This window comes from Nonomuraea sp. NPDC048901 (assembly GCF_040649695.1).
Lineage (GTDB): Bacteria > Actinomycetota > Actinomycetes > Streptosporangiales > Streptosporangiaceae > Nonomuraea.
The window spans coordinates 402224-415801 of the sequence record NZ_JBEZFW010000009.1 but is presented as its reverse complement, the minus strand read 5'-3'; the positions used below and the strand labels follow the sequence as shown (position 1 = coordinate 415801).

General features: G+C 70.7%; 14 protein-coding genes. 7 read left to right on the top strand and 7 right to left on the bottom strand.

Annotated features, from left to right (window positions below; all coding sequences use genetic code 11):
• Positions 1 to 2: 2 nt before the first annotated feature.
• Positions 3 to 1265, bottom strand: coding sequence for a sugar ABC transporter substrate-binding protein (locus AB0C30_RS31555; protein ID WP_357951500.1), 1263 nt, complete (start codon positions 1263 to 1265; stop codon positions 3 to 5).
• Positions 1262 to 2260, bottom strand: a complete 999-nt coding sequence (locus tag AB0C30_RS31550; protein ID WP_357951499.1) for a LacI family DNA-binding transcriptional regulator — start codon at positions 2258 to 2260, stop codon at positions 1262 to 1264. The genes AB0C30_RS31555 and AB0C30_RS31550 overlap by 4 nt, the downstream gene beginning before the upstream one ends.
• A 144-nt stretch (positions 2261 to 2404) precedes the next feature.
• Here AB0C30_RS31550 and AB0C30_RS31545 point away from each other — a divergent pair, with 144 nt between their 5' ends.
• Together AB0C30_RS31545 and AB0C30_RS31540 are read left to right on the top strand one after the other, a co-directional pair.
• Positions 2405 to 2812 carry a nitroreductase family deazaflavin-dependent oxidoreductase gene (locus AB0C30_RS31545; protein WP_357951497.1) on the top strand — a complete coding sequence of 136 codons (408 nt, stop codon included), beginning with the start codon at positions 2405 to 2407 and terminating at the stop codon, positions 2810 to 2812.
• A gap of 132 nt (positions 2813 to 2944) precedes the next feature.
• A complete protein-coding gene (locus AB0C30_RS31540) occupies positions 2945 to 3427 on the top strand; it encodes an OsmC family protein (RefSeq protein WP_357951495.1) in 483 nt (160 codons plus the stop codon).
• Positions 3428 to 3518: 91 nt separating this feature from the next.
• Here AB0C30_RS31540 and AB0C30_RS31535 read toward each other — a convergent pair whose 3' ends face one another.
• A complete protein-coding gene (locus AB0C30_RS31535) occupies positions 3519 to 3860 on the bottom strand; it encodes a hypothetical protein (RefSeq protein WP_357951494.1) in 342 nt (113 codons plus the stop codon).
• A gap of 102 nt (positions 3861 to 3962) precedes the next feature.
• Between AB0C30_RS31535 and AB0C30_RS31530 the strand changes: the two genes are divergently transcribed.
• On the top strand, positions 3963 to 4331 hold the full coding sequence (locus tag AB0C30_RS31530; RefSeq protein ID WP_214638874.1) for a PH domain-containing protein: 369 nt from the start codon (positions 3963 to 3965) through the stop codon (positions 4329 to 4331).
• 79 nt (positions 4332 to 4410) lie between these two features.
• Complete coding sequence (locus tag AB0C30_RS31525) at positions 4411 to 5715, top strand: hypothetical protein (protein ID WP_357951492.1); 1305 nt, start codon at positions 4411 to 4413, stop codon at positions 5713 to 5715.
• 4 nt (positions 5716 to 5719) lie between these two features.
• On the opposite strand, the gene glgA is transcribed toward AB0C30_RS31525, so the two are convergent.
• Positions 5720 to 6895: a glycogen synthase gene (gene glgA / locus AB0C30_RS31520; protein ID WP_357951491.1), complete on the bottom strand. Its 1176-nt coding sequence runs from the start codon at positions 6893 to 6895 to the stop codon at positions 5720 to 5722.
• Positions 6896 to 7048: 153 nt separating this feature from the next.
• On the opposite strand from glgA, the gene glgC reads away from it, so the two are divergent.
• A complete protein-coding gene (glgC, locus tag AB0C30_RS31515; protein ID WP_357951489.1) occupies positions 7049 to 8284 on the top strand; it encodes a glucose-1-phosphate adenylyltransferase in 1236 nt (411 codons plus the stop codon).
• 6 nt (positions 8285 to 8290) lie between these two features.
• Here the strand turns inward: glgC and AB0C30_RS31510 are convergent, their stop codons facing one another.
• Positions 8291 to 8848 (bottom strand): TetR/AcrR family transcriptional regulator C-terminal ligand-binding domain-containing protein, encoded by a 558-nt coding sequence (locus AB0C30_RS31510; protein WP_357951487.1) that lies wholly within the window; start codon positions 8846 to 8848, stop codon positions 8291 to 8293.
• 111 nt (positions 8849 to 8959) lie between these two features.
• On the opposite strand from AB0C30_RS31510, the gene AB0C30_RS31505 reads away from it, so the two are divergent.
• A complete protein-coding gene (locus AB0C30_RS31505) occupies positions 8960 to 9586 on the top strand; it encodes a VC0807 family protein (RefSeq protein ID WP_357951485.1) in 627 nt (208 codons plus the stop codon).
• Here the strand turns inward: AB0C30_RS31505 and AB0C30_RS31500 are convergent.
• A complete protein-coding gene (locus AB0C30_RS31500) occupies positions 9564 to 10484 on the bottom strand; it encodes an NAD(P)H-binding protein (RefSeq protein ID WP_357951483.1) in 921 nt (306 codons plus the stop codon). The genes AB0C30_RS31505 and AB0C30_RS31500 overlap by 23 nt on opposite strands.
• A gap of 115 nt (positions 10485 to 10599) precedes the next feature.
• Here AB0C30_RS31500 and AB0C30_RS31495 point away from each other — a divergent pair, with 115 nt between their 5' ends.
• Positions 10600 to 11583 carry a LysR family transcriptional regulator gene (locus AB0C30_RS31495; RefSeq protein WP_357951481.1) on the top strand — a complete coding sequence of 328 codons (984 nt, stop codon included), beginning with the start codon at positions 10600 to 10602 and terminating at the stop codon, positions 11581 to 11583.
• On the opposite strand, the gene AB0C30_RS31490 is transcribed toward AB0C30_RS31495, so the two are convergent.
• Positions 11580 to 13541 (bottom strand): DUF5107 domain-containing protein, encoded by a 1962-nt coding sequence (locus AB0C30_RS31490; protein WP_357951479.1) that lies wholly within the window; start codon positions 13539 to 13541, stop codon positions 11580 to 11582. The genes AB0C30_RS31495 and AB0C30_RS31490 overlap by 4 nt on opposite strands.
• Positions 13542 to 13578 lie beyond the last annotated feature (37 nt).

The window sequence follows — 13578 nt, the reverse complement described above, 5'->3', positions numbered from 1 at the left end:
CACTACAGGCCGGTGCCGATCGTGTCGGCCTGCGCCTGGATGGCCTTGGCCGTCTGCTCCGGCGTCTGCTTACCGAGCGCCAGCTTCTCCAGCTCGGTCTCGAACACCTTCGCCACCTGCTCCCAGGTGGGGTACGGCGGCGGCGTCTTGGCGTCCTTCAGCTGCTCGCCGAAGACCGCGAGCTGCTTGTCCGAGGCCAGCTCCGGCTCCTGCCAGGCCGACTGGACGCTGGGCAGCGCCTTCACCGTGGTGTACCACTTGGCCTGCACCTTGGGGTCGGTGAGCCACTGGATGAACTTCCAGGAGGCGTCGCGGTTCTTGGCCTGCTTGAAGACGACCAGATCGGAGCCGCCGACGAAGCTGGTCGCCGAGACCGGGCCCTTCGGATAGGGCGCGACGTCGAACTTGTCCTTGAAGTCCGCGCCGCCGTCGTTGTTCAGCACGCCGACCATCCAGGGGCCGGAGAAGAAGCCGCCGACCTCGCCCTTGATGAAGTTCTGCGGGAAGGCGCCCTTGGCGGTGTCGTTCGGAGCCAGCTTCTCCTGGAAGAGCGAGGCGTACTGCTTGAGCGCGGTCACCGCCTCGGGGGTGTCGAAGGTGTACTTGCCGTCCTTGACGATCTCGCCGCCGGCCTGCCAGATCAGCGGCACCAGCTCCTGCCAGGAGCCCTCGGTGTAGCCCTGCTGGAAGCCCTTCTTGGCGCCGCCCTTCTCCTTCAGCGCCTTGGCGAACGTGTTGAGCTCGGCCCAGGTGGCCGGCGGCTTGACGCCCGCCTTCTCGGCCTGGTCCGTGCGGTAGTACAGGACGCGGGTCTCGACGTACCACGGAACTCCGTACGCGGTGCCGTTGACGTCCACGGTCTGCCAGGCGCCGGGGAAGAACGCGGCCTTGTCGATGAGGTTGCCGGGCGTGGGGTCCAGCACGCCGGTCTTGGACAGCTCACCCGCCCAGGTGGAGCCGATCATGCTGATGTCGGGGGTGGCGCTGCCCGCGATGGCCGAGGTGATCTTGTCGTGGGCGACGTCCCAGCCCATCGGCGTCACGTTCACCTTGACGCCCGGGTTGGCGCTCTCGAAGTCCTTGGCGAAGGCGCCGAGCGCCTTGCCCTCCTCGCCGATCCCCCAGACGGTGATCTCGCCGGCGGCCGCGCCGGTCTTGACGTCCTGCGCCTTCTCGGGTGCCTTGTCGGCACCGCGCCCGCAGCCGGTGATCAGTATCGCGAGAGTGAGCAGACCGGCGGCGGAGCGCCGGGTCGAGGGGTTCACTTGGGTTCCTCCTGGGGGTGGTGACCGCAACTGGCGCGCAGCACCAGCTCGGTGGTCAGGACGAGGTGTTTCGGGGTGTCGCGGGCGCCGGTGATCAGCTCGTCGAGCGCCCGCGCGGCGCGCGCGCCCAGCTCGCGCATCGGCTGGCGGATGGTGGTCAGCGCGGGGCGGGCGTGGCGGGCGGCCATGATGTCGTCCCACCCGGTCACGGCCAGCTCGTCGGGTACGGCCAGCCCGAGCTCCTCGGCGGCGAGCAGGGCGCCCAGCGCCACTTCGTCGTCGGAGCAGACGATCGCCTCGGGCCGCGCCGGAGCGCGCAGCAGGGTCAGGGCGGCCTGGTAGCCGCACTCGACGGTGTAGTGCTCCGTCGGCACCGCCTCGATCGCGGTGCCGAGGACGGACCTGACCCCCTGCCAGCGTTCGTCCACGTCGTCACCCGTCGCGATCGGCGCGCCGAGGAAGGCGAACCGCTGGTAGCCGTGTCCCAGCAGGTGCTCGGCCAGCGCGCGGGCCGAGGCGGTGTTCTCGCTGCGCAGCGTGTCGGCCCCGGCCAGCGGCTCGCGGGAGACGAAGACGAGCGGCATCCGCATCCGTACCAGCTCGGCGACCAGGTCATCCGGAACCGTGTGGCCGAACACCATCAGCCCGTCCACCCGTCCCGCGAGATCCTTGACCAGGTCGTGCACCCGGCTACGGCCCTTGGTGGACAGGATCACCACCGACCGGCCCAGCTCGGAGGCCACCTCCTCGTAGCCGAGCAGCACCTCGGTGTAGTACGGGCCCGCGAGGTTGGGGAAGACGATGCCGTTGGCGGCGTGGCGGCCCTCGGCCAGGCTGACACCGAGGCGGCTGGGCGTGAAGCGGAGCTCCTCGACCGCCTTCAGCACCTTCTCGCGCGTCTTGGGCGCGACCGGCCCCGTGCCCCGCAGCGCGCGCGACACGGTCGCGATCGACACGCCCGCGCGCCGCGCCACCTCGTAGATCGTCACGTCCATCCAGGCTGCTCCTTTTTGTGTAAGCGCTTCCACCCGCAGCTGTGTAAGCGCTTACAGAAAGGCAGTCTGTCAGGCGTGTCAACATCTCGTACAGACCTCGTCCAGTAACGGTGCGGTTACGGCGATATGGGGTAGGCGGCAGGCATGCTCTATGGCAAGGAACATGTCCAGCGCTATCAGGAGACCGACGGCGCCGAGGGACACGACTGGAACAACACCACGACTCTCCTTCTCACCACCACCGGCCGTAAGTCCGGCAAGTCGTACACGACGCCGCTCATTTACCAGAAGCACGGAGGCGTCTGCGTCGTCGTCGCCTCCAAGGGCGGCGATCCCGACCATCCCGAGTGGTACAAGAACCTGCAAGCCAATCCCGAGGTCGGGGTGCAGGTGAAGGCCGAGAAGTTCAAGGCCCGCGCCCGCACGGCCACGGACGAGGAACGGCCCGAACTGTGGCGGCTGATGGCCGCCACCTGGCCCGACTACGACAACTACCAGCAGAAGACCGACCGGAAGATCCCGATCGTCGTCCTCGACCCCATCACCGGCTGACCGCCGAGCCCGCCCCGGCCGGACTGTCGTACGGCGGGGCGGACGGGGCGCCATATCCACCCGGACGCGGCGCCCTTCGGATACGGCGGGGCGGATGGTCCGCCTGGGACATGAGTGACAGATGATGAACCCATGAGCAGCGAACACCACTACAGCGTCACCGTCACCTGGACCGGCAACCTCGGCGAGGGCACCTCCGGCTACCGGTCCTACGGCCGCGACCACGAGGTGGCGGCCGAGGGCAAACCCGCCCTGCCCGGCTCGGCCGACCCCGGTTTCCGTGGCGACCCGGCCCGCTGGAACCCGGAGGAGCTGCTGGTGGCGTCGCTGTCGCAGTGCCACATGCTGTGGTATCTCCACCTGTGCTCGGTCAACGGCATCGTCGTGACCTCCTACGTCGACGAACCGGAGGGCACCATGGTCGTGGACTCCGGCACCGGCGGCGGCCGCTTCTCCGAGGTCACCCTGCGCCCCACGGTCATGATCACCACGCCGAGCCTGCACGCCAAGGCCCTGGAGCTGCACGCCGAGGCCAACAAGCTCTGCTTCATCGCCAACTCCACGAACTTCCCGATCCACCACGAGCCAAGGATCCTCGACTGCCTGAAGGGGTAGCCGCCCTAGAACGTGACGAGCGGATCGCCGATGAAGTCGGCGATGAAGTTGACGAAGAAGAAGCCGAAGAACAGGAAATTCAGGACCAGGATCACGTAGTGCCACGGCCGGGGGCGGGCGGGTCGCCCTCGATCAGCCCGCGCAGCCGGGGGCTGGTGGCGTGCGCCGCGTCCGTGGTCACCCGGACCATGGCCTCGAAGATGCCCAGCTGGGTGGAGTGGATGAGCGCGTAGACGCCCTGGCCGGCCGAGGCGGCCCACCCTCCCGCGATGAAGGCGAAGATCACCACGAGTACGGACAGCGGAACCCACAGCTTCCAGCCCGGCGGCACCAGCTCTTTCGGGCCGACCCTGGAGACCTTGAACATCTCTTCCGGTGTCGGAAGGTCTGTGACATCGAGATCTGGGCGGCTTACTCCGAGTGGATGCGACATGTCAGGCCTCCTGTGCGTTCAGGGTGATCCAGAACCCCATCGGCTACAAGACCCAATCGGCGCCCGCGGAACGCTGTCGCCTGCCCTGTTCGTTGCCCAGACATGGCTGACATCCCCTATGACAGGAAAGAACAGCTCAAGCAGATAGAGAGCGGGCTGATGCCGGGCGAGCAGATCATCGCGGTGTACGACGCCATCGGCGCCGGGACGGGGTTCCTCGGGCTGACCGATCGGCGGGTCATCGTGCAGGACAAGTCGTTCGTCGGCAAGCGCGTCGCGATCACCAGCATCCCCTACAGCAAGATCTCCGCGGTGAGCGTGGTGAGCAACAAGTCGTTCGCCGGCGGGTTCTTCTCCTCGGGCGCGATCGCCATTCACGTCGGGACGCACACGTACGAAGTCGACTTCCGCGGCGACAACAAGGCGCACCACGTACATAACGTGATCTTGCATCACATATCGCGAACGTAACCAATTCCGTAAGGGGCGCGGCGGCCCGAACTGGCCTATCCTGCGGAAATCACGGGGTCACGTGAAGGGGGCGGGCTGGGTGAGCCGAGTCGCACGCGTCTGTACGGCGGGCCTGGCGGTACTGGCGGTCGCCGCCTGCACCTCCACCCCGCCGACGCCGACCCAGGCGCCGGGCACGGGCGCCGCCACCACCACGCGTCCCGGCACGGCGACCCCGAGTACCTCGGCTCCCAGCACGTCGATCTCGCCGGTGCCGGTGCTCGGGGGCGGGCGGCCCGCGCTCCCCGCCAAGCCCGCCGCCTGCGCCCAGCCACCGGCCGCCACCGACGACATCCGCGCCACGAAGGCCGCCTCCGGCTGGCGGGTCGTGTCCACCGACGAGGGGTACGGCAAGCTGCACGACCTCGCCGTGGGCCGCGACGGCGCCGTCTGGGCCACCCACCTCACCCAGCGCTTGACGGCCGAGTCCGTGGAGACGGCCTTCGCGGGCCTGCGGCGATGGGACGGCAAGGGGTGGACGTCGTACCCGCTGCCGAGCGTTCAGGTGACCGCGCTCAGCGCCACCTCGGCCGCCAACGCGTGGGTGTTCGGCCTGGCGGACGGCAGAACCGGGCTCGTCGGCGCGTTCCAGAACGACACGTGGGCGGCGCGGCGGCTCACCGGCCGGCTCGGCGACACCTTCGGCGCGGGCGGCACCGCGGCGCGCGGCGCGTGGGCGGTCAGCGGCACGTCGGCGCTGTGGTGGACCGGCTCCACCTGGCAGCACCACGACCTCCCGGCCCCGGCCGGCGCGGTGGGCGGCGGCAGCGGGAGCGGCGGCGGTTCGGGGAACAGCGGCGGCGGCAAGCGCGGCGGCGACGTGTGGACGGTCAGCGGTCCGCTGATCGACCAGGGACCGGCCGCCCGCTGGGACGGCGAGGCGTGGCAGCGGGTCGACCTGCCCGTGCTCGGGCCGCCGGACAAGGCGGAGTCCCCGCGTGTCCGGCTCAACGACGTCGTGGTGCTCGGCCCGGCCGACGTGTGGGTGGTCGGCGGGGTGTCATGGCTGGTGCCCGGCGAGTTCACCAAGGACAACGAGCCGCTGGAGCGCGCCCGCCCGGTCGCCCTGCACTGGGACGGCGGCGAGTGGCGGTGCCGGTGGGGCGCGCTGGGGCCGGCGTTCACCCAGGCCGAGCCGGACGGCCGGGACGGGATGTGGGTGCTCGACTCGACGGGGTCGCGGCTGCTGCACTTCAGCCGCGGACGCTGGACCTCGCAGACCGTAGACGGCACGATCGACGCCCTGGCCCAGCGCCCCGGCACGAGCGAGGTCTACGCGGCCGGCTCCTCCAAACCCGAGAAGGACCTGACCCGCGCCCTACTCTGGCGGACCAGCCTCGGCTGAGTCCTCAGGTCAGTGAGGTGTAGAGCTCCATGGTCCGGTGCGCGATGCGTTCCCACGAGAAGTGCTCGACGGCCCTGGCCCGCCCGGCCACCCCCATCGCCGCGGCCCGCGCCGGATCCCCCAGCAGCGCGTTGACCCGCTCGGCGAAGTCGGCGGCGAACCGCTCCGGATCGTGCGGCGTCCCGTCGATCCCCTGGTCGATCGGCACCAGCAGCCCGGTCTCCCCGCCGGCCACCACCTCGGGAATGCCACCGGTCGCCGTCGCCACCACGGCCGTCTCGCAGGCCATCGCCTCCAGGTTCACGATCCCCATCGGCTCGTACACCGACGGGCACACGAACACCGACGCGTGCGTGAGCAGCTGGATCACCTCTGGCTTGGGCAGCATCTCGGAGATCCAGATGACCCCGTCGCGCTCCCGGCCGAGCTCCCGCACCAGGCTCGTCACCTCGGCCTCGATCTCCGGCGTGTCGGGCGCGCCCGCGCACAGCACGATCTGCGCGCCGGTGTCGAAGGTCCGCGCCGCGTGCAGGAGGTGGACCAGCCCCTTCTGCCGGGTGATGCGCCCGACGAAGATGACGTACGGCCGCGCCGGGTCGACGCCGTGCTTCTTCAGCACGTCGTCGCCCCGGTCGGGGGCGTATTGGGCGGTGTCGATGCCGTTGTGGATGACGCTCACCCGCTCGTGCGGGATCTCGGGATAGGCGAGGAGTACGTCGCGGCGCATCCCCTCCGAGACCGCGATGACGGCGTCGGCACCGGCCAGTGCGGTCCGCTCCGCCCAGGAGGAGACGGTGTAGCCGCCGCCCAGCTGCTCGGCCTTCCACGGCCGGAGCGGCTCCAGGCTGTGGGTGGTGACGACGTGCGGGATGCCGTGCAGCATCTTGGCGACGTGCCCGGCGAAGTTCGCGTACCAGGTGTGGGAGTGAACCACCCCGGCGCCCGCGCACGCGGCGGCCATCTCCAGATCCACCCCGAGCACCTGCAGGGCCGCGTTGGCGTCGGCGAGCCCGGCGGGCACCTGGTAGGCGGAGACACCCGGCTCCTCCCGTGCGGCCCCGAAACACCGCACCCGGACGTCGGCCAGCCGCCGCAGCTCTCTGGCCAGATATTCCATGTGCACCCCGGCACCGCCGTACACATCCGGCGGGTACTCCCGGGTGAGCAGATCAACGCGCATGACACGACCTTACGATCCATCGGGCCGCCGGGCACAGCCAGACAAGCCGTAGCGGCGGGCTGTCGGTCGCCATCTTCCGTGAGCCCCAGGCACGAACTACGTTCGGTGGGCGTTTCGTCGATAGATCGGCATTTTGAGGGTAGCGTCACGGATATGAGGTCCAGGAGGGTTCTTGCGGTCGTACTGGCAGGTGGAGAGGGAAAGCGGCTCATGCCGCTCACGGCGGATCGCGCCAAACCGGCCGTTCCGTTCGGCGGAATGTATCGGCTCATCGACTTCGTGCTGTCCAACCTCGCCAACGGCGGATACCTGCAGATCGTCGTACTGACCCAGTACAAGAATCACAGTCTCGACCGCCACATCTCGCGTACGTGGCGGCTGACGGCGATGCTCGGCAACTACGTGACCCCGGTGCCCGCGCAGCAGCGGCTCGGCCCGCGGTGGTTCTCCGGCTCGGCCGACGCGCTGTTCCAGAACCTGAACCTGATCTACGACGAGATGCCCGAGCACGTGATCGTGTTCGGCGCCGACCACATCTACCGTATGGACCCGCGGCAGATGGTCGAGCAGCACGAGGACTCCGGCGCGGACGTGACGGTGGCGGCGATCCGGCAGCCGCTGTCGCTGGCCGACCAGTTCGGCGTCATCGAGACCGATCCGCAGGGGCGGCGGATCGTCGCGTTCCGGGAGAAGCCGAAGGACGCGGTGGGGCTCGCCGACTCTCCCGACGAGGTGTACGCCTCGATGGGCAACTACGTGTTCAAGACCCAGGCGATGATCGACGCGCTGCGGGAAGATGCCCTCGACCCCACGAGCAAGCACGACCTGGGCGGCAACATCATCCCGATGCTCGTCAAGTCCGGCGGCGCGGACGTCTACGACTTCGCGAACAACGTGGTGCCGGGTTCGAGCGAGCGCGACCGCGGCTACTGGCGCGACGTGGGCACGCTCGACGCCTACTACGAGGCGCACATGGACCTCATCTCGGCGCACCCGATCTTCAACCTCTACAACGACAAGTGGCCGATCCACACCGGCCACGACCCGCTGCCGCCGGCCAAGTTCGTGCACAACGACGGCGACCGGGTGGGCCGGGCGATCGACTCCCTGGTGTCCCCGGGCGTCATCGTGTCCGGCGGCACGGCGAACAGGTCGATCCTGTCGCCCAGGGTCGTGCTGCACTCGCACTCGCTGGTCGAGGACTCGGTGCTGATGGAGAACGTCAAGGTCGGCAGGGGCGCGATCGTCCGCAAGGCGATCATCGACAAGAACGTGGTGATCCCCGACGGGGCGCGGATCGGCTTCGACCTGGACTACGACCGCACCCGCTTCGCGCTGACCAGGGGCGGGATCGTGGTCATCGGCAAGAACGAGATCGTCGACCGCTGACCACCCTCACCTGGGCAGGCTGAGCAACCGGTCGACCAGCGTCCTGGCGTGCTCGGGGCCGACCGGCCGGTTGAAGAAGATCGCGTGGTAGTAGATCGGCGCGATCACCACCTCCATGAGCTCCAGCAGCTCCGGCGCGCTTTCGCCCCGCTCCGCCGCGCGCTCCAGCATGCCCTGGAGCTGCACGGCCCGGTCCATCAGGTACGGCTGCCGGTCGTCGTGCACGCGGGTGCCGACCTGGGCGGCGCGCACGTAAAGGGGCCCTAGCGGGCCGGCCACGTCCCGGGCGAGCTGGACGGCGTAGGCCTCCAGGTCTCCGCGGAGCGTGCCCGTGTCGGGCACCGGTGAGCCCTGCGACAGCCGCTCGGTCACGACATCGTCGATGAGCGCGCCAAGCGTGCCCCAGCGCCGGTAGAGGGTCGCCTGGTGCACCCCGGAACGCTCCGCCACCTGGGCGATGCTCAGACTGTCCCAGTCCTCCTTGCTCAGCAGGTCGAGGACGGTTTCGTGCACCGCCGTACGGACTCTCGCGCTGCGGCCGCCCGGCCTGCGTGCAGGTTCCATGCCACCCACATTAACGCGAGATCTCTTGCGTTAGCGCCTCGCATCGTGGTTTCCTTGAAGCGAAATTCATCGCATTAAGCGCGCTTACAGTCGATGGGAAAGGGCTTTCGCATGAACCGCTCCATGATCAAGGTGGTGCTGTCGGACGTGCTCCCGTCCGTCGCCGCCTACTACCTGCTGCGCGCGCTGCACGTCGGCGAGTACGCCGCGCTGTTATCGGCCGCCGTCGTCGGCTTCCTGCGCACCGTCTATGTCGCTGTCAGGGAGCGGCGCCTGGACGGGTTCGCGGCGTTCATGTGCCTGCTCTTCGGCCTCGGTCTCGTCCTGTCCTTCGTCACCGGGGACGAGCGCTTCATGCTGGCGGTCAAGTCGATCACCACGGGCGTCATCGCCGCCGTCCTCATCACCACCTGCGCCGTGCACCGCCCCGCCGCCTTCAGCCTCGCCAAGCGCTTCGGCGCGGAGGACGCGGCCACCGCCGCCCGCTGGGACGCCCTCTACGTGGCCGAGCCCGCGTTCCGCCGCATCTATTACGTCATGACCCTGACCTGGGCGGCGGCCTTCCTGGCCGAGTCGGCGGTCCGCCTCCCGCTCATCTACCTGCTGCCGGTGGACGTGATGGCCGGCCTGTCAACGGCCCTGCTGCTCGGCACGATCGCCCTCATCGCCGCCTGGAGCGCCTGGTACGGCAAGCGCGGCGAGGCGGCGGTCAGCATCAGCCCTTCACAGCGAAATTGATCGATGTGGCGAGGACGGCGGGCTTGAGAGTCCGCGCGCACCAGTGCGCGAATCCGGTGGCCGGCCCCGCCTGCGGCGAGCGGTCGACGCCCGAGTCCAGGCCCTGGTCCTTGGCGCGCTTCATGTCGACCATGCCCTCGACGAACGCCTCGTTGAGGCCGTAGCCGAGCATGGCGGACCGCAACTCGTCGAGCGACTGGCGCTGGTAGCGGACCAGACGGCCCAGCTCCTCGGTCATGATGCGGGCCAGATCGTTGGGCGACAGGTCCTGCGGGCCGAGCACCGGAACACTGGCGACGCCGGTCCAGGAGCGGTCCAGCAGCAGCCCGGCCGCCGTCGCGGCGATGTCGGCGACGGCCACCAGCGGGGCCGGGCGGTCCGCGGCGGCGGTGTCGGTGAAGACGCCGTTCTCGCGGATCGAGTCGGCCTCCTCCAGCAGGTTCTCGAAGAAGGACGGGCAGGCCAGGGCGCGGTAGGCGACGCCGGAGCCGGCGATCAGGTCGTCCATGGCCAGGGAGGCGGTGACCAGCCCGGCCCGGGCGGCCTGCGGGGTGCCGCGGCCGAGCGCCGAGACGCCGACGACATGGCCGACGCCGTGGGCGGCGAACGCTCGCGCGGCCGGGCGGGTGAAGCCGCTGTACGCCTCGTCGGGCGTGGCCGAGGCGTCCGGCGGCACCAGCCAGAAAACGGCGTCGGCCCCGGCGAAGGCGCGCTCGACGGTCACGGCGTCGCCGTGCGAGCCGGTGACCACCTCGACCCGTGCGCGCACGGCCTCGGGAAGCCGGGCAGGATCGCGGACCACGACGCGCAGCTCCTCTCCGCGTGCGGGCGCGGCCTCGACCAGCAGCGACAGCAGCCGACGGCCGATGTTCCCGGTGGGGGCGGTAATGACGATCATGAAAACCTCGCGGTCTGTGTCGGATCGGTACAGCCCCTTGATCGTGCAGACCCGAACCCCCTTGCCACAATGGGAACTTCAGCAACCAATCATTGCCCGAAACGGAATCATGCCGGTGAGCAGCCCAACCGCGAACCTCGACGCCAACCTCGCCGTCGCCCTCGACGCCCTGCTGACCGAGCAGAGCGTCACCCGTGCCGCCGCGCGGCTGCGCACCTCCCCCGCGGCGATGAGCCGCACCCTGGCCCGGCTGCGCCGGGTGCTCCAGGACCCGCTACTGGTGCGGGCAGGACAGGCGATGGTGCCCACACCCCGCGCCGAGGCGCTGCGGGACGAGGCCGCCGCGGTGGTGCGGCGGCTGGAGGCATTGCTCACCCCGAGCGGCGGGATCGACCCCGCCGCACTGCGGCGCACCTTCACCGTCCAGGCCTCGGATCTGGTCGGCGCGGCGCTGGCACCGGGACTGCTCGAGCTGGCCCGGCACCAGGCGCCGGGCGTCTCGCTGCGGGTGCTGGCCGAGGAGTGGGAGGCGGGCCCCGCGCTGCGCGAAGGCCGGACCGATCTGGAGATCGGGGCCATCGACCACGTCGACCCGGAGACCCGAGTCGAAGAGCTGGTCACGCTGCGGATGGCGGCCGGCGTCAGGGCCGGGCACCCCCTCACCGACGGAACCCTGACGCCCGCCAGGCTGGCCGCGGCCGAGCACGTGGCGGCCAGCCGCCGGGGACGCTTCACCGGCCCGCTGGACGCGGCCTTGGCCGAGCAAGGGCTCAGCCGGCGGGTCAGCGCCGTCCTGCCCGGACATCTGGCGGCGATGGCGCTGGCCGCGGTCGGCGACGTGGTCTGCCTGGTGCCGACCGCGCTGCCGGGCGAGCCCCCTTCACCACTCAGCGACGCGGCGCACGCGCTGGGACTGCGCCTGCTGGAAATCCCGCTGCCGCTGCCACCACTGACGATCGGCATGGCCTGGCACCCGCGCCACACCGCCGACGGGGCTCACCAGTGGCTGCGTGGCGCGGTGCGCCGGGTACTTCGAGAAGCTGGACGCGCCGGCCGCTCCGGTGGCGCGCCGCCGGCCACGCCTTGGCTTCGCCCCTAATACTGCTTGACGCTGTAGTCATACCGGCAGGGCAGCGGATTCTCCGCCCGCACCCGCGCCCGTCCCGTCGGATTGAGCCGCTCGTGATAGTCCCACCACAGCTCGTCCAGCGTGTCCTCCCCCTCCCGCAGGTCGTCCACCACCAGCCCCGTCTCCAGCACCCGCCCGGCCCGGCCTACATCGCCCGCGTCCAGGGCCGCGCGGCACTCCAGCAGGCGGATCCGGCCGTGCCAGCGGTCCTTCGGGCCGAGCTTGTCGATCAGGACCAGAGCCGCGTCCGGGCGGCCGGCGGCGAGCAGGGCGACGAGGGTCTCGATGGTGAGGGGGCGCAACCGCGGCGACAGCGCGTGCGCCCGCTCGTACAGGTCCGCGGCGCGCGACGGGGCGAGGACGGCCAGGTTGCGCAGGGCCCAGGCGTTCTCGGCGCAGACCAGGGAGCGTTCCCAGGCGGCCCGGGCGCCGTCGTGGTCGCCGTCGTGATAGAGGTTCACGCCCAGGTGGAGCAGGGTGAACCAGGTGCCGCCCGACTCCTCGACCGATCTCTCCAGCAGCGCGCGCCACTCGGGGCCGACGGTGTAGGAGGACGGCGGCAGGGCGGGGGCGGGTGTGGGGATCGAGCCCTTGCGCACCAGGGCGAGCCATGACTGCTGGTCGCGTCCGATCGTCCAGTCGGGGAACGGCGTGCCCGGCAGGTTGAGCGCCCGGCTGCGCCGCTTGGCCAGGGCCCGGCGCTCCAGCGCGCCCCAGCCGCTGCCGACGTGCAGGACCTCCACGGGCACCGCCGCGGCCAGCTCCACGGCCTGCTCGTGCGCGGCTTGGAGGCGGTCGCGGGAGATCAGCCGGTCCACGGCGCGGCTCACGTGGCCGAGCGCCTCGGGCCAGGGGCCGTGGGATCGCGTGGGGTCGGCCTGGAGGAGGCCGTACGCCTCGGTCCAGGACAGGGCGGAGCGGGCGGGCAGGCGTACGTGCTCCAGCTGGGTGCGGGTCAGGCCCGCCTGGATCTCCAGGTACGGCCGGTCCGGGCCGGACAGCCAGTCCTGCCAGTTCCGGCCCGCCGCGCCGGTGCCCCAGCGGAAGTGCTTGCGGCCGCGCAGCAGGTCGGTGGAGACCTGCGCGAGCCCGCCGCCGTCCGCGTCGAGGGCGGCGATCCAGCGGCGTTCGCCGTGCGGCAGCTCGTAGAAGAAGTCGGCGGCCTGCTCGTTGCGGGCCGGGTAGGACTGGTCGGCCTCGCGCCAGCGCGGCACCGGCACCCGGCGCAGCATCCCGTCATAGGAGAAGTGGTACGCCTGGCGCGCGGGCGCCAGCACCCGGCTGCCCGGCGTCTGCGGCACCGCCGCGTTCGACCACCAGTAGACCGGGGCATCCACCGCCGAAGGGTTATAAATCCGGACGTGTACGAGGAGCACCGGAGAGCCGGGCGGCAGGTGGACATCGAGCTGGTAGACCAGCCGCCGCATCCGTTCCCACTCGTACATCCGCAGCACCGGCACCCCGTCAGGCCCCGCCACCCGGACGGCGTGGACGGGCGCGCAGGCCAGCGCGGTGTGCCCGAACGTGCCGAGGTTCCACTCCACTCCCCCCGCGAACCACGCGTTGCGCAGCCCGAGGTTGGCCAGCTGCAGGTGGGGCGGCTTGTGCAGGAGCTCGCGCCCGGTCGGCAGGTGCACCAGCGAGCGCAGCCGCCCGCCGTACTCCAGCAGGAACTCCGCGCGCAGCAGCTCGTTCTCCAGCACCGCCGTCTTCAGCTCCCGTTCCTCCCGCTCGCGGCCGTAGCCGTCCTGGAAGGTGTACGGCAGGAGCGATTCGGCGTGCCCGTAAGCCAGCTGGGCCGCCATCTCGGCGTCGGCGGCGGCCGTCTTCAGCCCGCCACGCGGATCGGGGAGCGTGCGCAGCGGCGGCAGCGGGTTCTCCGGACCCAGCGGGGACACGGGGAGCACGACTGTGGATGTCCGTAGCATTTGGCGAGTATTTTCCCATAAAACCGACAGATAAGAG